Origin of the sequence: Stenotrophomonas lacuserhaii (genome assembly GCF_014836545.1) — a bacterium.
Lineage (GTDB): Bacteria > Pseudomonadota > Gammaproteobacteria > Xanthomonadales > Xanthomonadaceae > Stenotrophomonas > Stenotrophomonas lacuserhaii.
On record NZ_JACSQS010000016.1, the window covers coordinates 28,078 to 51,405 of the forward strand.

Annotated in this window: 17 protein-coding genes; 2 read left to right on the plus strand and 15 right to left on the minus strand. The window is 61.0% G+C overall.

From position 1 onward, the window contains the following. The first annotated feature begins 104 nt into the window (after positions 1 to 104). Both H9654_RS13925 and H9654_RS13930 read left to right on the plus strand, forming a co-directional pair. Positions 105 to 1,463 carry a phosphohexomutase domain-containing protein gene (locus tag H9654_RS13925; RefSeq protein ID WP_318241144.1) on the plus strand — a complete coding sequence of 453 codons (1,359 nt, stop codon included), beginning with the start codon at positions 105 to 107 and terminating at the stop codon, positions 1,461 to 1,463. Between the two features lie 16 nt (positions 1,464 to 1,479). Continuing rightward, positions 1,480 to 2,883, plus strand: a complete 1,404-nt coding sequence (locus H9654_RS13930; protein ID WP_191771318.1) for a mannose-1-phosphate guanylyltransferase/mannose-6-phosphate isomerase — start codon at positions 1,480 to 1,482, stop codon at positions 2,881 to 2,883. 84 nt (positions 2,884 to 2,967) lie between these two features. Here the strand turns inward: H9654_RS13930 and H9654_RS13935 are convergent, their stop codons facing one another. From H9654_RS13935 to H9654_RS14005, 15 genes are all read right to left on the minus strand, one after another. Beyond that, positions 2,968 to 4,134 (minus strand): nucleotide sugar dehydrogenase, encoded by a 1,167-nt coding sequence (locus H9654_RS13935; protein ID WP_191771319.1) that lies wholly within the window; start codon positions 4,132 to 4,134, stop codon positions 2,968 to 2,970. A 129-nt stretch (positions 4,135 to 4,263) separates the two neighbouring features. Next, positions 4,264 to 6,330, minus strand: coding sequence for a DUF6311 domain-containing protein (locus H9654_RS13940; RefSeq protein WP_191771320.1), 2,067 nt, complete (start codon positions 6,328 to 6,330; stop codon positions 4,264 to 4,266). Between the two features lie 18 nt (positions 6,331 to 6,348). Continuing rightward, positions 6,349 to 6,948 (minus strand): hypothetical protein, encoded by a 600-nt coding sequence (locus H9654_RS13945; RefSeq protein WP_191771321.1) that lies wholly within the window; start codon positions 6,946 to 6,948, stop codon positions 6,349 to 6,351. Further along, a complete protein-coding gene (locus H9654_RS13950; RefSeq protein WP_225212072.1) occupies positions 6,945 to 7,343 on the minus strand; it encodes a GtrA family protein in 399 nt (132 codons plus the stop codon). The genes H9654_RS13945 and H9654_RS13950 overlap by 4 nt, the downstream gene beginning before the upstream one ends. Then, the gene (locus tag H9654_RS13955) at positions 7,327 to 8,265 is read right to left on the minus strand and encodes a glycosyltransferase (RefSeq protein WP_191771404.1); all 939 of its coding nucleotides are present in this window, start codon (positions 8,263 to 8,265) and stop codon (positions 7,327 to 7,329) included. Before H9654_RS13955 ends, H9654_RS13950 begins: the two co-directional genes overlap by 17 nt. Positions 8,266 to 8,276: 11 nt before the next feature. Further along, positions 8,277 to 9,227 (minus strand): UDP-glucuronic acid decarboxylase family protein, encoded by a 951-nt coding sequence (locus H9654_RS13960; protein WP_191771323.1) that lies wholly within the window; start codon positions 9,225 to 9,227, stop codon positions 8,277 to 8,279. Between the two features lie 122 nt (positions 9,228 to 9,349). Beyond that, complete coding sequence (locus tag H9654_RS13965; protein ID WP_191771324.1) at positions 9,350 to 10,279, minus strand: NAD-dependent epimerase/dehydratase family protein; 930 nt, start codon at positions 10,277 to 10,279, stop codon at positions 9,350 to 9,352. After that, positions 10,263 to 11,303 (minus strand): GDP-mannose 4,6-dehydratase, encoded by a 1,041-nt coding sequence (gmd, locus tag H9654_RS13970; protein ID WP_191771325.1) that lies wholly within the window; start codon positions 11,301 to 11,303, stop codon positions 10,263 to 10,265. Before gmd ends, H9654_RS13965 begins: the two co-directional genes overlap by 17 nt. Positions 11,304 to 11,495: 192 nt before the next feature. Next, positions 11,496 to 15,203: a glycosyltransferase gene (locus H9654_RS13975; protein ID WP_191771326.1), complete on the minus strand. Its 3,708-nt coding sequence runs from the start codon at positions 15,201 to 15,203 to the stop codon at positions 11,496 to 11,498. A 196-nt stretch (positions 15,204 to 15,399) separates the two neighbouring features. After that, on the minus strand, positions 15,400 to 17,151 hold the full coding sequence (locus H9654_RS13980) for a class I SAM-dependent methyltransferase (RefSeq protein WP_191771327.1): 1,752 nt from the start codon (positions 17,149 to 17,151) through the stop codon (positions 15,400 to 15,402). A 32-nt stretch (positions 17,152 to 17,183) separates the two neighbouring features. Further along, entirely contained in the window at positions 17,184 to 18,443 is a 1,260-nt protein-coding gene (locus H9654_RS13985) for an ABC transporter ATP-binding protein (protein WP_191771328.1), read from the minus strand. Beyond that, positions 18,440 to 19,234: an ABC transporter permease gene (locus H9654_RS13990; RefSeq protein ID WP_191771329.1), complete on the minus strand. Its 795-nt coding sequence runs from the start codon at positions 19,232 to 19,234 to the stop codon at positions 18,440 to 18,442. The genes H9654_RS13985 and H9654_RS13990 overlap by 4 nt, the downstream gene beginning before the upstream one ends. Further along, complete coding sequence (locus H9654_RS13995) at positions 19,227 to 20,618, minus strand: glycosyltransferase family 4 protein (protein WP_191771330.1); 1,392 nt, start codon at positions 20,616 to 20,618, stop codon at positions 19,227 to 19,229. The genes H9654_RS13990 and H9654_RS13995 overlap by 8 nt, the downstream gene beginning before the upstream one ends. Beyond that, the gene (locus H9654_RS14000) at positions 20,611 to 21,798 is read right to left on the minus strand and encodes a cystathionine gamma-synthase (RefSeq protein ID WP_191771331.1); all 1,188 of its coding nucleotides are present in this window, start codon (positions 21,796 to 21,798) and stop codon (positions 20,611 to 20,613) included. The genes H9654_RS13995 and H9654_RS14000 overlap by 8 nt, the downstream gene beginning before the upstream one ends. 126 nt (positions 21,799 to 21,924) lie before the next feature. Further along, positions 21,925 to 23,295, minus strand: a complete 1,371-nt coding sequence (locus H9654_RS14005; RefSeq protein ID WP_101100167.1) for a pyridoxal-phosphate dependent enzyme — start codon at positions 23,293 to 23,295, stop codon at positions 21,925 to 21,927. Positions 23,296 to 23,328: the final 33 nt, after the last annotated feature.

A 23,328-nucleotide genomic window follows, 5' to 3' on the forward strand; every position in this document is an offset into this window, starting at 1 on the left:
CGTCATTGGTCGCGGGACATCTTTCGCAAGCATACGGCCTGTATCACCCGTCCTTGCGGAAGCTATCGTTATAATCACGGGTCAACTCCGTGAGGACTGCATTGATGACCCTTCCGTGCTTCAAAGCCTATGACATCCGTGGTCGCGTTCCGGATGAACTGGACGCGGCTCTCGCCCGCCGCATCGGTGCCGGCACGGCCGCCCTGCTGGGCCCGGGTCCCGTTGTCGTGGGTCATGACATCCGACTCAGCAGCCCGGAGCTCCACGCTGCGGCGATCGAAGGGCTTACCGCCAGCGGCCGCGACGTGGTCGACATCGGGCTGTGCGGGACGGAGGAAGTCTATTTCCAGACATTCCATCGCAAAGCAGCCGGCGGCATCATGGTCACCGCCAGCCATAACCCGATGGACTACAACGGCATGAAGCTGGTCCGCGAGGACGCCAAACCGATCAGCGGTGACACCGGGCTGTTCACCATCCGCGATTTCGCCGCCTCCGATGCGCCGCTGGGCACCGGCAAGGGCCGTGTCACGCGGGATGGTGACAAGTCCGCCTACATCAAGCACCTGCTCGGTTATGTCGATGTCAGCCAGCTCAAGCCATTGAAAATCGTGACCAATGCCGGCAACGGCGGCGCGGGCATCGTCATCGACGAGCTGGCCCCGCACCTGCCTTTCGAGTTCATCAGCATCCAGCACCAGCCTGATGGCAGCTTCCCCAACGGCATCCCGAATCCGCTGCTGCAGGAAAACCGTGCCGCTACGCGTGACGCGGTGCGGGAGCACGGCGCCGACTTTGGCATCGCCTGGGACGGCGACTTCGACCGCTGCTTCTTCTTCGACGCCGAAGGCAGCTTCATCGAAGGCTACTACCTGGTCGGCCTGCTGGCTTCCACATTGATCGCACGCAGCCCCGGCGGCAAGGTCATCCATGATCCACGCCTGACCTGGAATACCGTGGAGATGGCCGAACAGGCCGGTGGCGTTCCGATCATGAGCAAAACCGGCCATGCCTTCATCAAGGAGCGCATGCGCGCGGAAGACGCGATTTACGGCGGCGAGATGAGCGCACACCATTATTTCCGCGAATTTTCCTATTGCGATTCAGGCATGATTCCCTGGCTCTTGATCGCCGGCCTGGTCTCCAGCACCGGCAAGACGCTGGGCGAACTGGTCGCCGACCGCATGCAGGCATTCCCCTGCAGCGGAGAGATCAACTTCCGCGTCGATGATGCCAAGGCCACAGTCGCACGGGTAATGACGCACTACGAGAGCCAGCAACCGGCCATCGACAAAACCGACGGCATCAGCGCCGAGTTCGCCGAATGGCGCTTCAACCTGCGCAGCTCCAATACTGAACCGCTGCTGCGGCTGAACGTTGAAACCCGTGGTGACGCCGCGCTGCTGCAGTCCCGTACCAATGAACTGACCGCCCTGATCGGCGGCAGTCCAGCCAATCACTGATTCAGGAAGAAACAACATGCTGCCCATTGTTCCCGTGATCCTTTCCGGCGGTTCCGGCACCCGCCTCTGGCCGCTTTCGCGCGAGGCATATCCGAAGCAGTTCCTCCCCTTGGTCGGTGATGACACCATGCTGCAGGCGACGTGGAAGCGTGTTGCCTCCATTGCCGGGAAGCCGCCGATCGTTGTGGCCAACCAAGAACACCGCTTCATGGCAGCCGAGCAACTGCGTGAGTGCGATGCCTCGCCGCAGGCGCTGATCCTTGAGCCGATAGGGCGAAATACCGCCCCGGCAATCGCCATCGCTGCGCTGCAGGCACTGTCCGCTGGCGATGATGCGCTGCTGCTGGTACTTCCGTCGGACCACGTTGTCCGCAACGAGCCCGCGTTCCACGCGGCGGTGCAGCAGGCCGCCGTCGCGGCGGATGCAGGCAAACTGGTCACGTTCGGCATCGTGCCGACCACGCCGGAGACGGGATATGGCTACATCAAGGCGGTGAGTGGTGACGGCGTCCGCGCGGTCGAGCGCTTCGTGGAGAAGCCCGACCTGCAGACTGCGGAGCAGTATGTCGCCTCGGGCGAGTACTACTGGAACAGCGGCATGTTCCTGTTCAAGGCCTCCCGCTACCTGGCTGAACTGGAAGCATTGCAGCCGGCGATCCTCGCTGCCTGCCGTGCGGCGTTGGACAAAGCCAGCCGGGACAGCGATTTCGTCCGTCTGGATGCCGATGCCTTCGCCGCCAGCCCGAACGATTCGATTGACTACGCTGTCATGGAAAAAACCGCCGACGCCGCCGTCGTGCCGCTTGATGCAGGTTGGAACGACGTAGGCTCGTGGTCTGCGCTGTGGGACGTTTCCGACAAGGATGCGGAAGGCAACGCCTATCACGGCGACGTCATTGCATTGGATTGCAAAGACAGCTACGCCTACGGCAGCCGCCTGATCACCATGGTGGGGCTGCGGGATGTAGTCGTCGTCGAAACTGACGACGCCGTGTTCGTCGGCCACAAGGATCGCGTTCAGGACGTCAAGGAGATCGTCGGACAGATCAAACGGGATGGTCGAAGCGAGGCGGCGGCGCATCGCAAGGTCTATCGTCCGTGGGGCGCGTATGACTCCATCGATAACGGCGCGCGGTTCCAGGTCAAGCGCATCACGGTCAAGCCCGGCGCGACACTGAGCCTGCAGATGCATCATCATCGCGCAGAGCACTGGATCGTGGTCAGCGGGACCGCCGAGGTCACCCGTGGTGACGAGGTCATCCTGCTGAGCGAGAACCAGAGCACCTACATCCCGCTGGGCGTGACGCACCGGCTGAAGAATCCGGGCAGGCTGCCACTGGAGCTGATTGAAGTACAGTCCGGAAGTTACCTGGGCGAGGACGATATCGTGCGGTTCGAGGACAGCTACGGCCGCGCTTGATTCGACTCGAACGGTGATACTGAAAGGGCCGGGTTGCGATACCCGGCCCTTTCTTTCTTGCCCGTCAGGCAATCAATACATCCGTCAGTTGTCACCGAAGAGATCGCGCGTGTAAACCTTGTCTGCGACATCGACGAGCGCATCCGCCATCCGGTTGCTGATGATCACGTCCGACTGCGCCTTGAAATCAGCCAGATCGTTCACGACCCGGGAATTGAAGAATTCCTCGGCATCGAGTGCGGGCTCGTGCACGATCACCTCGATGCCCTTTGCCTTGATCCGCTTCATGATTCCCTGGATGCTCGAGGACCTGAAGTTGTCCGACCCGGCCTTCATGATCAGTCGATAGACGCCAACAACCTTCGGATTGCGGGCCAGGATATCCGCAGCAATGAAGTCCTTTCGAGTCGTATTGGACTCGACAATGGCGCGGATCAGGTTCTGCGGTACAGCCTGGTAGTTGGCCAGCAGCTGCTTTGTATCCTTCGGCAAGCAATACCCGCCATAGCCGAACGAGGGATTGTTGTACCCTCCCCCAATCCGCGGGTCCAGCGAAATTCCTTCGATTATCTGTCGACTATCCAGTCCATGGGTCTGGGCATAGGTATCCAGCTCATTGAAGTAGGAAACGCGCATCGCCAGGTAGGTGTTGGCGAACAACTTGATCGCTTCTGCTTCGGTCGAATCCGTGAAAAGTACCGCGACATCCTTCTTTTCAGCACCTTCCTGCAACAGCGATGCGAACGTCTTCGCTGCCTCGGTGTGGTCTCCCACGATGATGCGGGAAGGATGGAGATTATCGTGCAGCGCACGGCCCTCGCGCAGGAACTCCGGCGAGAAGATGATGTTGCGGGTGCCGAATTGTTCGCGCGCCTTGGAGGTGAAGCCCACCGGAATGGTCGACTTGATGATCATCGTCGCAGCCGGATTGATCTCCAGGACCTGCGCGATGACGGATTCGATCGAACGCGTATTGAAGTAGTTCGTGACCGGGTCGTAATCGGTCGGCGTCGCGATGATCACGAAGGCTGCACCTTCGTACGCATCACGCGGGTCCAGCGTGGCGCGGAAGTTGAGCTTTTCACCGGCGAGCGCCTTCTCGATATCCGCATCGACAATGGGCGACTGCCCCCGATTAAGCTTTTCGACCTTTTCTGCGATCAGGTCGAGGGCAACCACTTCGTGGTGCTTGGCGAGAAGCACACCGTTCGAAAGGCCAACATAACCGGTACCCGCGATTGCAATTTTCATCGTGCCTCGATTCAAACCATGATGTAGTAATAGCTCGTGCGTGGTCGGGCCGCGCGCGTAGGAGGCTGCTGCCGTACCGTCCCGAACTCATTGCCTCAGCGAACAGCGCACCGGGATGCGTCCGCAGCGTCAGTGAACCGCAACCGAGCGCTCACTGCCACCCACTGGAACGGTGGTAGGGACGAGACCATGATCGTGCAACCACGCACGGCCTTCGAGCACCGCACTGATTCCGATCTGCTGCCCAGCGGCGGCCTCCGGTATCAGGAACGATACCTCACGGACCTCCTGGGGCCCGAGAATCCCGGAACCGGAAAGGTCGACACGCGTAGACCATGCCCCCGGATCCAGAAGAGCGCCGTCGCGGGAAAGTTGCCAGGACAGCCGTAGCGGTTGCGGAAGCCCATCCTGAGTATTCAATGCCATCGCAGTATTGTTGATTACCCGAACTGATACGAGGTAACCGCCCGCAGGACTCTGGCTCATGGAAGCAACCTGAATGGACACACCGGCAGCATTGGCCAGGTCGAGTACCTCGCCGGCGTGCACCTTGCAGGACAGCGGATCCAGTACCACGATGTTCTCCAATGCACCCACCGCCGCCTTGTCCGCCTCAGCTACTCCCCCATTGCCGGTGGCAGCGGTAATACGATACAACGCTTGGACGCAGGGCGCGACATTATCGCGCGCATGGTATCCCGGCGCGATGTTGCCCGAATAGCCATTCAGAGTGGGCCTGCCGAGATCCTGAGCCAGGATGACACCGTCCAGCTCGGAGACAGCCGGGTTGACCCCCGGTCCCGCAGGATTGAACAGGATGGCGTGGTCCGGCATCGCAGAGGGAAGCCGGCCGCGCAGCGCTTCGATGCGCTCGATGGCCTGAGCCCTGCCGAACTTATCGGTGCGCAGCGTTGCGGCTTCCACCACCATCATCAGCGCGAACATCGCAGCGACGATCTTCCATGCCAGTGCGCCGGTACGAACTGACTCAACCCCCAGTGCCACCAGCAACGACAGCGGCAACACCAGCACAAGGCCTATGCGGGCCATTGCACGGATAGAGCCGATTCCCGGCAGCTCAGCCAGGAACAGATACAACGAATGGCCGCCGACTGCCATCGTGAGAAGCATCAGTATCACGACAGATGAAACGGCGACCCAGCGCACGCGCGACCCGGAATGCAGCAAGCCAAGCGCCGCCAATCCGAGGATGCCCAAACCAAAGAATATCTGCTGCTCGTGGCGCATCGGGACGTCATGCCCGATCCAGCTGCTTGGCACATGCCAGAGCGCGGAGTAGTCCGCCAGCAGGTAGCTCTGCGGTCTTGGCAGCAGCGACAACACCTCTTCCACGCCACGGCCGAATCCATACAACTTCGAGTAATGAAGGTAGGGATACATCAGCGCGACCATCGCTGCAGCCGCGACCAAGAGGGTGACCACCACCAGAACAAGCTCGCGGCGGACGGATGCCTGCCTCCATTGCAACAGCTGAGCCATCCAGCGACGCGGCCCCACGCCCTCGATCGCCCATTGAGCCAGGCACCATGCCACCAGCAGCAGCAGGGTGAAATATCCCAGATAGATCGACGCGTAGAACTGGGCGACCACCGCAACGGCCAGCCCGGCAATCCAGCGCCAGCGTCCGTCCACGGAAAAACGCTGCCACAACAGCAGCGCAACGGGCATCAGGAAACGATAAGTCAACTGAGCATGACCGTGCCGGGCAAGTACCGGCATGGCAAAGGTGAAGGCAAACGCCGCGACCGCACTGGCCAGGGGGGAGAACCGCATCCGGCGGAAAACAAGATGGCAGACCACGTAGTTCGCGACGAAACCTGTCAGGTACCAGAGGTCGAACGCCTGGTACCGGTCCCAACCCAGCGCCCTGTATACAGAGTAGATCCACGCCGTTCCCCAGTGGTTGTCGGAGAACGTGAGCGCCCCCGGGACCGGGTAGAAGAACGAAGGACTGAGCAGGCTGGCGTCCAGCCCGATCAACCAGCGATAGAAGTGCTCGAGCACCACGCCATTGAATCGAGCGTCTGCCATGTCACCCGGCACGCAGGACAGCTGGCATGTATGCGCCCATGGAACCAGGATGAATCCCACGGCGAACAGCAACAGGGGGGCCAACCAACGCGAAGCGACGGTGGAGTGCGGGCGTGCGCCTGCAGGAGGATCGGAGATCGACATTCTTTTCGGTCCGGCTACTCAATGGCACCGATAGTCTGACGACATTCGGCTGTTCCTGAACGGATCGGTCAGGGCGTCGGTGTATTGACCCATAAGCAGGCGATGCGTAGGCAGGAGATTCTGACGATAGAAACGGCTGAAACCAGCCAGACGCTTGCCACGCGGGGTGAGCTTCACGCAGCCGGACTGTATCTCGATGGTCCCGGACTGCAACTGTTCGGTGAGACGGACCTCGACCAGGTGATGCTCCCGGACATACTCTTCGGTGAATACCTGCCGAAACGCATCTTCGCGAATACCTCCCCCCCGCTGGTCAAGCTTCTCCAGGATGTAGAAAGAAAGCGATCGATCGATCACGGTGGGAATGGATATCGCGAAAAGATAACCGCCCAGCAGCCAGATCACCGTCAACTGGATCAGTTCGAGCCGGCTGAAATCGCGAAACCATTTCAGCAGGTACAGGCCGGCAAAGACCACCACAAGCGCAACAATGGCATCCAGGATGCTGGCGTACAGCACCACATTTACCCGCAGGTAACGCATGTGTACGTAGTAAATCAGCAGCAATGCAACGACGAAGATCGCAGTCGCAAGAAATGCGCGCAGGTACTTGTTCATTTGAACACCAGGAATTTGTTGGCGAGGAAGCTCAGCACCATCTGCATGCCGGTGGCCAGCAGGAAGCCGATCCGGTAGTCCATGCCCAGATGATCGGCCCAGACATACATGACAGTGGCGTGCAGCAGTGCAATAAGCACATAGACCATGATGAAGTGCGCCCCCTGCTTCACGACGCTCGACTGCTGGCCCCGGAAGACGAAATAACGGCTGCCAATGAACGAAACTGTGATGCCGAACACCGCTGCGATGGCGTTGGCCACACTCGCCAACTGGATGTTCAGCACTTCGATGTTGAACTGCAGCACGCCATAGTGGACGACTGTCGCAACAACTCCGTTGATCAGATACCGCACCACCTGCCCGCCCAGCACACCGTCAACGGCGGCGGGCATGACGCACCTCCTCCACGAACTCATGGTAGCTGCCTGTGCCCAGCACGCCGCCGCTGCGCAACATGCCTGACAGCAGCAGGATGATCAGAGTCAGCGCGGCTGTCTGCAGGAACACAAGCAACAGGATTCCGAACGCGAGCGAGAACCAGCCCGGGGTTGCAAAGCCCAACGCCTTCAGCAGCATCGCGATGACCCCGCCGGCGACCGAAAGCCCTGCCACCAGGGTGCACGCAATCCCCACCCGTACCAGCACGTCTTCGGCGAACACCATCAGGGCGCGGAAGCCGTGCAGCGCAAGCCCCACGAAGTTCATCTTGCTACGACCGGCATAGCGGGAACCGCGGTCGAGCGCACAGGTCTGGATGCGCAGCTTGGAACTCAGCACTGATGCCGCCACATGAGTCCAGGTCTCCTGCATGGAAGCCAGGCGACGGACCGCCGGCATTTTCGCCGCCATGAAATTGCCGAAGCTGATATGTCGACCACTGAGCAGCGAGAACAGCCATTTGTAGACGATATAGAACGCCTTGAACTTGAGCGACTCCACGCGACTTCTGCGCGTTGCCACGACGACGTCGACATCATCGGATGCAAGCCCCTGAACCAGTTGGGAAATGCTTTCCGGTGTGTCCTCTCCATCAGAATCCATGGCGACCACGATGACATCTTCACCGAATGTCTCGGCGACGTAGCTGAGGCCGATGGCAATCGCGCGCTGGTGCCCGACATTGCGACGCAGGCGTACTACAACACCCTCCAAGCCCGCCGCCTCGATCGCCGATGCATCCAAGGGGCGACGAACGGAACCATCATCGACGGCCACGACATAGGTATCCAACCCTTGGCTGGCCGCCAGATTCCGGAACAGGATGGAAGATGCTTCCACATCTTCATACACCGGCATCACCACGACGGTCCGCATCATCTTCACGCTCACCCCTGCAAACGATGGCGGAAGTAAGCGATGGTTTCCTTGAGGCCGTCCTCGAGGCCAACCTTCGGCTCCCAGTCGAAGGTCGCCTTGGCCAGGCGGATGTCCGGCTGGCGCTGCTTCGGATCGTCCGAGGGCAGCGGACGATACTCGATTTTGGAGGTTCCGCCGACCAGCCGCAACACGGTTTCCGCAAGCTCAAGCATGGTGAATTCCCCCGGATTGCCAATATTCACGGGGCCAGTGAAGTCGGCCGGGCTATCCATCAACCGTAGCATGCCTTCGATAAGGTCATCGACATAGCAGAAGCTGCGGGTCTGCGTACCATCACCGTAGATGGTAATGGGCTCGCCCTTCAGCGCCTGCACGATGAAGTTGCTCACTACCCTGCCGTCATTCGGGTGCATCCGCGGGCCGTACGTATTGAAGATACGCATGACCTTGATCTCCAGCTGATGCTGGCGCCAGTAGTCGAAGAACAATGTCTCGGCACAGCGCTTACCCTCGTCGTAACAGCTGCGGATGCCAACCGGATTCACGCGTCCCCAGTAACCTTCAACCTGCGGGTGGATTTCAGGGTCACCGTAGACCTCGCTGGTACTGGCCTGAAGGATGCGTGCGCCCACCCGCTTGGCGAGACCCAGCATGTTGATCGCACCATGCACGCTCGTCTTGGTCGTCTGCACCGGATCATGCTGGTAATGCACAGGAGATGCCGGACAAGCCAGGTTGAAGATCCGGTCCACCTCGACATACAGCGGGAAGGTCACATCATGCCGCATGAGCTCGAATCGCGGATGCTTCAGCAGGCCGTCGACGTTGGCCTTGCTGCCCGTGTAGAAGTTATCAACGCAGAGCACGTCATGCCCTCCGTCAACCAGGCGATCACAGAGGTGAGATCCCAGGAAACCGGCTCCGCCGGTCACCAGTACGCGTTTTTGATCCTGAGCCATGTCTGATGCATTCCTTGGAATAGGTGATGGCGGCCCGACGCAGTGCATAGCCGCAGCCACGCCGCCCAGTCAATTGGAGTGATTGTAAACCAGGTATCTGTTTCTAAACGGCGTGCAGCGCCTTACCCGGCAGCTGCTGAGGCCGCCAGCATCCATTCCAATGTCTGCTCGAGAGGGGGTGTTTCCCAGTCGCCAATCAGGCGCAGCAGACGCTGGTTGTCCCCGACCAGGATTTTTACTTCGTTTGCACGCACGAAAGCCGGGTTGATGCGCACCTCCAGCGAATGCCCGCTCAGCTCCGCGCACAGCTCGATGATGTGCGCCAGCGTATGGCCGTTTCCGGTACAGATATTTACAATCTGCCCGACCGAATCAGGCGACTGCAGGAGTTGCCGATACGCCCGGACCACCGCTCTCACGTCACCGAAATCGCGGGATACCTCGATGTTGCCAAGCTCCATCACCGGCGCCCGGCGGGCGAAATGCGAGACAATCTTGGGTACCAGGAACTGTTCCCCTTGGCCCACACCGGTGTAGTTGAACGGCCGGGTGATGACAACAGGCAACCTGTCCCGCCACAGTCCCGCGACATGCTCCATGGCCAGCTTGCTGACAGCATAGTCATTTGCAGGCGAGGGCGGCGTGCTCTCGTCAAGCGTTCCTGCAGAACGGTTGCCGTAGATGTTCGCGCTGCTGGCCAGCAGGATCTTCTCTACCGGATGCTCACATCGTTCCAACGCAGACAACAGGTTTCGCGTACCCAAAAGATTTACGTTGTAGAAATCTTCCGCGTTGCCGTGCGCGACAAAGGCGACGGCGGCAAGATGCACCACCATGTCAGCGCGCGCGGCGCTGACAGCAGCGGCCAACGCAGCCTCGTCCCTGAGATCGGCCTCGACGAACTCACCCAGGTCATCCGGACCACGTCGTGACCCCTGACCAATGACCTGACAGCCTTGCGCGCGCAGCTCGGCAACCATGTAGCGCCCGGTGAAACCGGACGCTCCAGTGACCAAAACACGCTTGCCTTGCAGGTCAGAACGAGAATCCACGCTCGTTCCTCTTGAGATCGGCCTCAACCATCATCTGGCAAAGCTGTTCAAGCGTCGTCTGCGGCTTCCAGCCGAGAATCCGCTCGGCCTTTTCCGGGTTGCCGATCAGCAGATCGACTTCGGCGGGGCGGTGGAACTTCGGGTTGATCCGCATGACGGTCTTGCCGGTCGACGTGTCCACCGCGACTTCGTCAATGTCCTGTCCCTTGAACTCCACCTCGATGCCTGCACCCTTGAAGGCCATGCGGACGAAATCGCGCACGGTTTCGGTCCGATTGGTTGCGAGCACAAACGTGTCAGGTTCATCGGCCTGCAGCATACGCCACATGCCCTCGACGTATTCCTTGGCGAAACCCCAGTCGCGCTTTGCGTCCAGATTTCCCAGCTCCAGAACGTCCAGCTGTCCCAGCTTGATCTTGGCCACGGAATCGGTAATTTTGCGCGTGACGAATTCACGGCCGCGCAGCGGACTCTCATGATTGAAGAGGATACCGCTCGAACCGAAGATATCGTAGCTCTCACGATAGTTGACGGTGATCCAGTGGGCGTAGAGCTTTGCTACACCGTACGGACTCCGGGGATAGAAGGGAGTCTCTTCGATCTGCGGAACGGCCTGCACCTTGCCAAACATCTCCGACGTCGACGCCTGATAGAAGCGGATCTTCGGATTGACGAGGCGGATCGCCTCAAGCAGATTGAGCGCGCCAACCCCCGTGATCTGGGCAGTGGTGCTCGGCTGGTCAAAACTGACGCCGACGAAACTCTGCGCGGCCAGGTTATAGATCTCGTCCGGCTGGATCCTCTGCACCATTGCCAGCGACGTACCCAGATCGGTCAGGTCGTACTCGACCAGCTCAAGATTGGGGTGGTTGGTAACACCCACTTCGTCAAGCCGCCAGAAATTGACCGAACTCGTACGCCGATAGGTCCCATAGACTTTATAGCCCTTCTCCAGCAACAACTGGGTCAGGTAAGCACCGTCCTGACCGGTAACGCCCGTGATGATTGCCTTCCTGATGCTCATTGCCACTTCACTCGGTTAGTTAAGAAAATCGTGCGTCCCGCACTGTCCTCGTGGCGATCCACGTTGACCCCTCTCCCCCGGGGCCAGACAGACAAATGATCATACCGCATCTGTCCCACCCGGATCCGGGCCTGCTCGCTGTTGCCCGCGGGTGCGGAATTTTGCGCTGAACCGCCTGCCGATGCCCCTGCATCAGTAGTCCCACCCGCCGTTAAGCAGCAGCCGCATGAATCTGGATGCCGATTCACGCCACGTCAGTCCAAGGTCGACAGGGGCTGCAGGCGGGATCGGTGAGCCGAGCAGCCCTGCCAGTGACTCAGGCCCCTCCAGCGTGAAGTACGCCGCGTGCTCTCTGGCCACCTCGCGGAACACCGGGATATCACTGAGCAACAGGGGAAGGCCGTGCCTGGCTGCCTCGACGATCGGCAAGCCAAAGCCCTCAGCGGACGATGCCTGCAGCAACGCCACGGCGGAGGCGTAGGCATGCTCAAGGTCAGCATCGCTCACTGCCTCAAGCCAGAGCAGGCGCTTTCCCGCCTCGGGATGGCCGCGCAACCTGGATGCCAGGCCCTCCACGTTCCAGCCCTTCTTGCCGATGATCACCAGCATCAGGCTGGATCCGCGCTTCCAGGCCAGCTCAAATGCATCAAGGGCAAGCCCATGACCCTTTCGTGGTTCGACCGTACCCACCATCAGGACGGCCGGTTTCGCAAATGCATTGCGGACAGAGCGTGCAGGCTCGCCTGCAGCCCCCCGCTCGACCAGATCGCTGCCCAGATGGACATGCCCGATACGCTGGCCGACGCGCTGTTGGGGCGCGACTTCCTGGATCCAGGCCTGCAGGTCATCGGCCACGGCACGGGAGATGCAGACGATCACGTCGCAGTTGCGTACGACGTAGCGCAACCACTCCTCGAACACCGCCGGCATGAAATCCACGCAGTGCTGCGGATGGCGCAACGGAATGAGGTCATAGACCATCGCTCCCACACGCCCCCCTGCACGATGCGCATTGGCAATCGAAGCGTCAAAACGCTCGGTCTTGTCCCAAGCCGAGTCAAGCAGAAACAGTACGTCTCCTGTCCGCATGTCTGATACCGGGCTGCGGCCTGCGTCGGGTACGCCGAGCACGTCACGGGTGAATGATTCGGCTGACACCATCATCCCGTCCGCCGCATGCGCTACGGGATGCACCATGAGCCGGGTAGGCTGCTCGCCAAGCAGGCATTCGCGAGCCAGATTGCGCACTACGCGGTGCACGCCGGTTCCATAGTCGGAATGGACCACTTCACTAAGATCCAAGAACAGACGCGGGGTCCCTTGCGCCTGCAACGCACTGGCCACCGACGTCTCAAGTGCATGGTATTCACGGTCTGTTGGAGAGACCTCTTCGAACACGTCCGCCAGACATTTGGCCAACAGGCTGCCGCTTCGTATCTTCGCCGTCTGTCCCGACGACCAGAGCGCATCCACATACGTCCTGGCAGTCAGATCCGGATCATGGTGACGGCGGATTTCCCCACGGGCACCTGTCCCCAACGATCTGCAGGCCGCTTCACTTGAAAGCAGCAAGGACAGTGCCTCGGCGAGCTCATCGATGTCGGGCTGGGCTGAGACTTTGCGTACCGCCAGCGGGGAAAGCTCTCGGAATCCAGCGTAGTCGTTGACGATGGTGGGAACGCCATACGCCATACAGTCATACACAGCCTTGGAGGTCTCACCACGACTCTCCGCCCTGAGCTGGACAGCGACATCGGCCGCGACCAGATAGCGTCGATAGGTATCTTCGGCGACGAATCCGGAGATCTCCACGCGGACCTCCTTACCCAGCTGCTGGATCCTGCGCTGGATCCGCTCGCCGTACTCGCCACCGTCGGCTCCACCGACGAATATCAGGCGCACATCGGACCGGCAATCGGTGGGCAGGCTGGCGACCGCATCAAGCAACACATGATTCAGCTTGGTATCGGCCATGAACCCGAAGCTGACGATCACCTGCTCGGCGGGCGCGATTCCAAGCTCCGTTCGCGCGAGGGACTTTCCTTCCTGGCCAACGTCTTCCGGGAGGCGCAACGGCATCGGCGCGCGGGTGATCATCGCCCGCGAGGCGCCAGGATAGAACGAATCCACCACCTCGGCCGAATGTGAGGAGTGGACGAGAATGCCAGCGGCGCCCTCGATCACCCCGAGCGATGCAGGGAACTGCAGCCGCGCCTCGAGCGGCCCCTCCGCTCTCAGTACCTCCAGGGCGGATCTGCCGTGCGACGTCAGCAGTGCCTTCCTGAAAGCGTCGGGATAGCCGCCATGGCTTTCCATGTACCAGAACATGGAGCTGAGATACACATCGTGGAGGACAACCAGCCCGGGATATTTCCGCAGCAGCTCCACCATGTGCATGTGGAAAGGCGAGTTTCCGAACTGATAGACGATATGCGCGTAACGGCCCGCACTGCGATCCAGATCTCGCCAGTGATGGATTCTATAGCGGAAACGGAGGTCCCCGGTCTCGGCAATATCCGCATCGGTATACAGATCAATATCGACGTAGCGCGACAGCGGAGCCAGCAGCTCGGCAACGTAGTCCGCGATACCACTCTTCTGCGGCGGCAGCGGCGTGACCATGGCGATGCGCTGGCGGACTCCCTGCCCCATGCGCGGCCCCCGCAGCGCCTTCGCCTTGCGCTCCATTGCCTCGCGCCAGGCCTGCTCGCACAGCGACGCGGAACGATCCCACGTGTACTCCGCTGCCCTCCTGATGCCGAACTCACGCAGCTCCCCGCGGTACTGCTGGTCGTTCAGTGCGCGACCGAGAAGGCGTGCCGCCCCCTCGGGATCGGACGCATCGAATGTTGCGTCCTTGCGCGCCATCACTTCACCCAGGCTCGAGTTATCGGCACATATGGTCGGCGCGCCACACGCCATGGCCTCAAGCACTGGCAGGCCGAACCCTTCATACAGCGACGGGAAGAAGAACGTCTCGCAGGACCTGAACAGGCCGACCAGATCGGCATCACTGACTTTTCCCGTGATGACCAGATCATTCACGGACAGGCCCGCATGTTGTGCAAAGGCACGCAGCGCCTGCTCGTCGCCGACTTGATTCAGAACCAACTGCACGCCGACGCGCTCGGCTGGCGGAATTCTCGCAAACGAATCAACGGCGCCGACCAGGTTCTTGCGGAAATCGCCGTTGCCCGTGTAGATCACGAAGCGGTCACGGATTCCAAACCGCCTCAGGAGGCTCTCACGTTCTACAGTCTCCAGCGCCCTGGCGGTGAACTCTCTGCCAACTCCAGCATGGATCACCGCAAGCCGTTCGGCAGGGATGCCCAGCAAACGCATCGCATCCCGACGCGTGGCCTCGGAAATGCAAAGCATGACATCGAAACGCTGCAGGGCCTGGAGCCGGGCTTGGTACCACGAGCGATAACTCGCGTTGTCGAGGTACTGCTCTGAAAAGACCAGCGGGATGAAGTCGTACAGCGTCACCGAGCTGATTGCGCCCGGCACCTGGGCCAGCCCCGCCACCCCGCCAGCATGTTCCACGAAACCCTCGAACAGGCTGTTTGCATGCACGATGTCCGGCGCGAGACCGGCATAGTGGTTCATGCAAAGCACCTCCGCAGCAGGCCGGAGACAGTCGCCCGGATGGCCATGCGGCTGCGTCGGCCCGGCGTAGTAGTAGCGCGACCATTTGTCGCGCGGCAACCGTCCTTCCAAGGCAGACATCACTTCGTTCGCTTCGCGTGGATACGTGCCGTCGAGACCGATGGAGTAATCGGCACCTTGAGCACCAGACAACAGCGCGCCGGTGAGATCGAGCGTGTAACGCCCGATACCGCGATGGCGGGATGCCGTCTGGCACGCCTGCAAATCCAATGCTATCCGCATGATGTACATCCTAGTTGATTGGTGCCGGACACCTGCTGTCACCGCTGACGCGCGACCGCCTTGATGCTCGTGGTCATCTCATCTCTCATCTGATGACCACTGCCCCCACGCGGGTGCACCAACCGACCGAAACGCGCCTGAGCGACAACGTCCTGCACGAAACACAAAACTGATTCAGCGCTGATCCGAATGCCGCAGATCGCTATTACGAGGTCTTCCGGGAGATCACTGCGTAGTCCAATGGCGCCCTAAACTGCTCGATGATCCGGTTGATCGAGTTGGATCCCGGCTGGCTCTCATCGAGCAGTTCCGGAAACACGACGTCACGCGCCTGGGTAAGTCGATCAATCCGCACGTCCGCGAAGCCACGAGAACGTGTGAGCCACAACAACAGATCCGGCGGAATCGGGTTGCGATGGGTCGGGTCCATGTAGAAGGAGAAAGCACCAACGCTCAGGTTCTCTGGATTGGGCGTTTCGAGAATCAGCATGCCGCCAGGACGCAGAACGCGATGACACTCGTCGATCAGAGCGATCATTGTTTCAAACGCAAGATGCTCGACCAGGTGCATCGAGGTAATGACTGAAGCAGAGCCCGCAGGCATCCCGCGCAGGACCTCGAACGCATCGCCGTGTACGACGTCCAATCCCATCGCGCGACAGGTCTGGACGAACATGCCATTCATGTCTATCCCGCGCCCGGGATATCCGGCGTCGCGAACCAGCTCCAGCCATTCCCCGCGACCGCAGCCTATATCGAGCACCAGAGCGCTGCCCGGATCGGCACCACAAACCAGTTCTACATCATGCAGATACGGACGGACACGCTCCTTGACCAGCTCGCGCGAACCACGGAATGAATCCTCCAACGCGGCGTACATGACATCCATGTCCGACGCCGCCGACACGGATCCATGCACCTCCGGACTTGGCAGGGCAGCGCCGCTGGCGGATGCCGCATTCGCGACTTGAGACCTGCCACCCAGCTCCAGGACGTCCAGGCGACCTTCATCTCGGCTCTGCCGCGCATTGATCGCACTCATGTCAAGGTTGAACCGGGCATGGTGATCACGCCCCGCTGCAGCACTTTCCTCGACAGCGACACGCAACGCCTCAAGGCGCTGCTCGTGCTCGCCCGCGAATGACCTTGCCATATCCAGCTGGCCCCTCAACTGCCGCAGTTCTGCCGCGTCATCTTCCAGTCGCTGCTCCAGCAGGCTCATCCTCACTAACATGCTCGGCCTGCGGGTGGCAGCAGGTTCAGCGGGGTCCACCCCTGCCGCCGTCGCCTGCAGCACTTCCGGGCCGAACTCGGATTGGACGATCATCTCAAGGGAACCAAGGCGCGCATCGTGTGCCTCATCGCGCACCCCCGAGCGGGACTCGGCCAACTGCAACTGGGTCGTGAGCTCCGCCAACTGACGCTCGAGCTGGGCGCAACGGCTACTGGCGAGGTTCGAAACTTCATTCAGGAGCTCGCCGATCCGCTGGGTCTCGCGAACGCTGCGGGCGTGGTTCAGTGACTCGGTGCGGGCCGTGCGCGGCAGGCGGATGGCAGCATGGGCCCATTCGATGACAGGACCCAGAAGACGCTTGCGCTTCCAACGTTGCAGTGTCCACAGAAGGCGCAGCCGATGGATGCGGGTACCGCGCTGCTCGCCCTCCAGCGACCAGCGCAGGGCACCCAGCACCTCCAGCTTGGTTATGCTGCCGTCACGCAACCGCTGCGTATACATGGCCAATGCATCCTGGTCGACGGGTCGACCGAGCATTGCACGGTAAGCATTGTCGACGAAGTCTACATCCTCGTACTGCAGCAGTTCCTGCAGCGTGTATTGGTGCTTATCGGCGATCTGCCCGGTGTCCGGCAACCAGTGCGGCGCCTGCTCCCAGCTTTGCTGCGCATCGCCACTGCGTTGGGCAGATCGCGTTGCGAGCTCATGACGCACCTGTTGCATCAATGCCCCTGCCCTCATCTCATGCGGAGACGTCATTCCATGGTCCTCACTTCAATTGCCCCATCCGTAGCCTCTTCCTGCCATTCAATACGTGATGGCAACCAGGCTGAACCGACGAAATGCTGGTGGGTGATGTTCGCAACCTGAAAAACCGTGGCCAGATCACGCCACTGGAAATTCTTCACAAGGTGGGTTTCTGTACTCGACAAGGCTACCGAAACGGAATAGCTGCCTGGCCCCAGGTTGATATGGAACGATACGCTGAAGCGGAGCCGCTGACCCGGCGACAGGTCCCCAAGGACCTGCTCCGAGTAGTGCGTGTTGGTACCGTAGATCGGCTGCCCGAGTCGATCTCTGATCATGTAACCGAACACCAACCTTTCGATCGGCTCGTGGATTTCAACCGCGACGTCCAGTGACACCGCCTCTCCAACGCCCACGTATTCAACGGCCTCGCCAGCGGAGTTACGCAGGGTGATCGACCCGAAGCTGGCCTCGCCGGTGCCTGAGACCGTCTGCACAGGCCCGCCCTCTTCCCGGACGGTCAACAGCTTGCTGTTTTCCTTTTCAGCGATCAGGGCATTGTAGTAATCAAACACCTCACGGGGCTCTCCATCGAGCACTTTTTTGCCGGCGACGAGCAGGATGGCGCGGTCGCACAGCGCCTGCACGGCCGTTGGGTCATGCGAGACGAATAGCAACGTGGTGCCGGCAGCACGGAAGTCACGAATCCGCTGAAAGCATTTATGGACAAAGTAGGCATCGCCCACCGACAACGCCTCATCCACGATAAGGATGTCCGGACGGGTCGCGGTTGCAACACTGAAGGCGACGCGTACCTGCATACCGCTTGAATAAGCGCGTACCGGCTCGTCAAAGTAAGACCCGATCTCCGCGAACTTCTCCACTTCCGGAACGATCCGCTCGATGTCCTCCCCCGAAAAGCCAAGCAGCCCGGCGGCATGGCGGACGTTCTCGCGCCCACTCAGCTCCGGGTTGAAGCCCATGCCGAGCTCAAGGATGGCGGCCACCCGTCCAGTCAAGTGGATTTCACCCTCGGTCGGACGCGCAGTGCCGGTTACCAGCTTCAGCAACGTGCTCTTGCCTGCGCCGTTCTGCCCGATGATGCCTACGGCTTCGCCGCGGGCAACCTTGAAATCGATGCCGCGAAGCACCCAGGTTTCAGAGTCCGGCTTCGGGTTGGCCCCAAACCATTTTGCAAAGCGCTTCCACTCGCTACCCCAATGACGATACGCCTTGCCGACACCGGAGACGATGATTTCGCCACTCATAGCATGTCCACCATTTCTGCATTTGCCTTGCGGAAAACCACCAGCGCCGCCACGCCCATGATGACCGAAGCCAACGCCAGCCACCCCAGGTCACTCCAGTAGGGGTCGCGACCGTAGACGAGAACGTTCTGATAGCTAGCGATCAACGGGTGTAGCGGATTCAGACGGAACCAGGCCTGTGTGCTGGCCGGCAGGATCTCCAGGCTGTAGACGATCGGAGTGAACCAGAAAAGTGCCTGCAGCACGACGGGGACGACCTGACCGATATCGCGCACGAACACATTGAACACACCAAGCAGGGTGCCCAGCGAGAGCGACAGTACCAACGTGATCAGGATCAGCACCGGCAACCAGAGCGCATGCGCATCGGGGAAGTGCCCCAGCGCCGCAAAGACCAGAAAAATGGCGAGTAACAGCAAGGCGTTCTGCACCAGCATCGTGCCGGCAAGGATGATGGGCAGGCAGATCCGTGGAAATGCCATCTTCTTCATCAGGTTCGCGTTGTCGATGAACAGGCTGACTGATTTCGTGATCGTCTCGGCGAACAATGTCCAGCCCAACGTGCCTGCCATGAGATAAAGCGCGTAGGCGTACTTGTTGTCAATCCCCGGAAGCTTGGCGGAGAGCACTTCCGAAAGAATCAGGGCGAAAATGAGGACTTGCGCCAGTGGATGAATGATCATCCACATAGTGCCCAGCTTGCTGCGCAGGAACCTGATCTTCAGATCACTGCGAATCGAGGAAAGGATGAAAAAACGGTATGCCCATATCGAGCGCATCATGTCACCCATGGTTCTCACCTGCGTAGTTCATTTCTTCCTTGATTTCCCTGACTCGATTCAAGATGATTCGCGCCGCGTTTTCGGGCGACAGGCGCGCCAGTACGGCGGTGCGCGCGCGGGCACCCAGCCGGGTTGCCGCGACAGGGTCGTCGGCGAGTTTCCGCATGGCAGCGGAGGCGGCGCCAACGTCTGCCTCTGCCCACTCAGCCCCATCGGGGTGGGGATAGTCCCCATCCCTCACGGGTATCCTGCGGAATCCAACCAGCAGTGCGCTTTCGGAATCCATGAACTCCAGATTGCCGGACCACCCCGTCGCAATGACAGGCTTGCCCAGCGCCATGCACTCCGCAAGCCCGAGACCGAAACCCTCTGCACGGTGGAGTGACACGTAGGCATCACAGCAACGCTGCAGGGCGTTCAGGTGGGCACGATCAATGACGTCGTCGCGGATGATGATGCGATCGTCTCCCTCACCTGCACTCAACAACGCCCGGAACTTGTCCGGATGGCGGAAACCATTGCTGGATTTCACCAGCAGGCGGACGTCGTCACGATCTGCAGGGAACGCGGCGCGGAAGGCCGAGAGGACCGCGAGCGGGTTTTTCCTTTCAATCCAGGAGTTGAAATCAAAGGTGGCAAGGAAGGTGAACTTCCCCTCTTCCAGACCGAAATCCTGACGCTGCAGGCCGCTATCGGGCAGGGCGCTCAATGGGAGAGGGACACGCAGCACGGGTTTTTCGGTGACGCGTCGGAAAGCGTCCTCAACGAATTTGCTGGCCACCATGATCTCATCCACCAAGGCCAGTGCATCAAGCCACTCGTCGGGAATCTTCTCCAGCTCCCAGAACCAGCAGGCGACCAGATAGCGACCTCGCAGCCTTGCCTCGCCGATCTGTTCCAGGGCCGGCTTCAAATAATCAGGATTGACGAAGATAATGCTGATTTCATGCGGCACAACCGTGCCAATCCACGCATCCAGGCTGGTATCTTCCCAGCCATGCGGAAGCGCCAGGTCGATGTCGTACAGCGCGACATCCGCGCCGGAATCAATCAATGCGCGTGCATACAGTCGAGCACTTTCAGCCAGACCGAACTGGCCACGCATGTACCCCAAAAGGTTGAGACCCGGACCACCCACATGTGGCGGCATCTTGACGGAGTCGTGAGCTAAGCGATCCGGACTCAGGTCCCAGCGTGGAGTGCGCGGGAATCGGGCGCTTGCACTCGCACGCGAGGCGAGCAGGGACGATGCCCAGTTGCGCCATCGCGGAGGAAGCTGGCGGTAAACAAGCTGCAGTACACGCTGCCCCCTGATCCAGGCCGACAGGTTCAGCAGGTGCAGGCCCGGCCTGGCGCCTTGACGGTGTGTCAAACGGTCGGCCTCGTTACTCATGGAGCGAAAGCGCCCGTTCCAGATCCACCATAAGATCCCCCAACTCCTCAACCCCGACACTCAACCGCACCAGCCCCGCACTGATCCCAAGCTTCTCCCTCCGTTCAACCGGAATGGAAGCATGCGTCATCACCGCAGGATGGTTCACCAGGCTTTCCACCCCGCCCAGCGACTCGGCCAGCGTAAACAGCTCCGTGCGCTCGCAGAACACCTTCGCCGCCTCGAACCCGCCCTTCAGCACGATCGACACGATACCGCCGTAGCCGTTCATCTGGCGCGTGGCCAGCTCGTGCTGCGGATGACTCTTCAACCCCGGATAGATCACCTTCTCCACCGCAGGCTGGGTTTCCAGCCACTGCGCCAGCGCCATCGCATTGGCGCAGTGCGCCTTCATGCGCAGCGGCAGCGTCTTCAGCCCACGCAGCGCCAGGAAGCTGTCGAACGGGCCCTGCACGCCACCGATCGAGTTCTGCAGGAAGGCCATCTGCTCGGCCAATCCCGCGTTGTCACCCACCACCACCATGCCGCCGACCATGTCCGAATGGCCGTTGAGGTACTTGGTGGCCGAGTGCAGCACCAGGTCCGCGCCGAGTTCCAGCGGGCGCTGCAGCATCGGCGAGGCGAAGGTGTTGTCGACCACGATGACCAGGCCGTGCTTCTTCGCGATCGCTGCAACCGCGGCGATGTCGACGATCTTCAGCATCGGGTTGGTCGGCGTTTCAATCCAGACCATCTTCGTGGCCGGGGTGATCGCCGCTTCGAACGCGGCGAGGTCGGTCAGGTCGACGAAGCTGAAATCCAGGCCGGCGGTGCGGCGACGCACGCGCTCGAACAGGCGGAAGGTGCCGCCGTAGATGTCATCCATCGCCACCACGTGGCTGCCCGCATCCAGCAGCTCCATCACCGTGGAGGTGGCGGCCATGCCGGAGGCGAACGCGAACCCACGCGAGCCGCCTTCCAGTGAGGCCACGCAGCGCTCGTAGGCAAAGCGGGTCGGATTGTGGGTGCGCGAATACTCGAAGCCCTGGTGCTCGCCCGGGCTGCTCTGCGCATAAGTCGACGTGGCGTAGATCGGCGGCATCACCGCGCCGGTGCTGGGATCGGGCGACTGGCCGCCGTGGATGGCCAGCGTGGCCAACGAAAGCGCGCGCTCGTGGGCCGGCTTGGAAGAATCAGACATATAAGGAGTTCCTGCTGGGCGCCCAAGTCGGTCGCCATTGAAGGGTCGGGAGTCTATCAGCGCGGCCTTAATGACCTTTGACGCGGATAAATACGGATTCAGAACATAAAATCTGCGAACGTCGCCTTACTGAACGCGACGACGCAGATAGTTCAGCAGGTCGATACGGGTGATCAGCCCCAGGAACGTATCGCCGTCCATGATGATCGCCACCTGGCCGCGGTCGAACACCGGCAACAGCGCTTCGATCGGCGACTTCACGTCCAGCCGGTCCAACTTGCTGACCATCGCGGTGGACACGGTATCGCGGAAGCGCGCTTCATCGCCGTACACATGCAGCAGCACGTCGCTTTCATCGACGATGCCGACCAGCGTGTCGCCGTCGACGACCGGCAGCTGGGACACGTCATACAGCTTCATGCGCTGGTAAGCGGTGGTCAGCAGGTCGTTCGGGCCGATGACCACGGTGTCGCGCTGGCCGTACGGGCGCAGGATCAGGTCGCGCAGGTCGCCGTGCTGCGGGCGCTCCAGGAAGCCGTTGTCCAGCATCCAGTAGTCGTTGTACATCTTAGACAGGTACTTGTTGCCGGTGTCGCATACCAGCACCAGCACCCGCTTCGGCGTCGTCTGCTCCTTGCAGTACTTCAGCGCCGCCGCCAGCAGGGTGCCGGTCGACGAGCCGCCCAGGATGCCTTCCTTGCCCAGGAGTTCGCGGGCCGTGTGGAAGCTTTCGGCGTCGGTGATGGCATAGGCCTTCTTGACCCGGCTGAAGTCGGAGATCGACGGCAGGAAGTCCTCGCCGATGCCTTCCACCAGCCAGCTGCCGGACTTGTCATTGAGCACGCCGTCGTTGATGTATTCGGCCAGGATCGAGCCCACCGGATCGGCCAGCACCAGCTCGGTCTTCGGCGACAGGGTGGAGAACGCGCGCGACAGGCCGGTCATCGTGCCCGAGCTGCCGCAGCCGAAGACGATCGCGTCCAGCTCGCCGCCCATCTGCTCCAGGATTTCCGGGCCGGTACCGAACTCGTGCGCTGCCGGATTGTCCGGGTTGCCGAACTGGTTGATGAAATAGGCGCCGGGGATCTGGTCGGCGATGGTCTTGGCCAGGTCCTGGTAATACTCCGGATGGCCCTTGGCCACGTCCGAACGGGTCAGCCGCACTTCGGCGCCCATCGCCTTCAGGTTGAAGATTTTTTCCCGGCTCATCTTGTCGGGAACCACAAGCACCAGCTTGTAGCCCTTCTGCTGGGCCACCAGCGCCAGACCCAGGCCGGTATTGCCCGCGGTGCCTTCCACCAGCGTGGCGCCCGGCTTCAAGTCGCCGCGCTTTTCCGCCGCCTCGATCATCGACAGGCCGATACGGTCCTTGATCGATCCGCCCGGGTTGGCGCTTTCGAGCTTCAGGAACAGCTCGCAGACACCGGTATCCAGGCGCTGGGCCTTGACGATGGGGGTCTGGCCAATGAGGTCGAGGACGGAAGCATGGATGGGCATTCGGGGGAACTTCGATTCGCGCCGCGCAGGGCC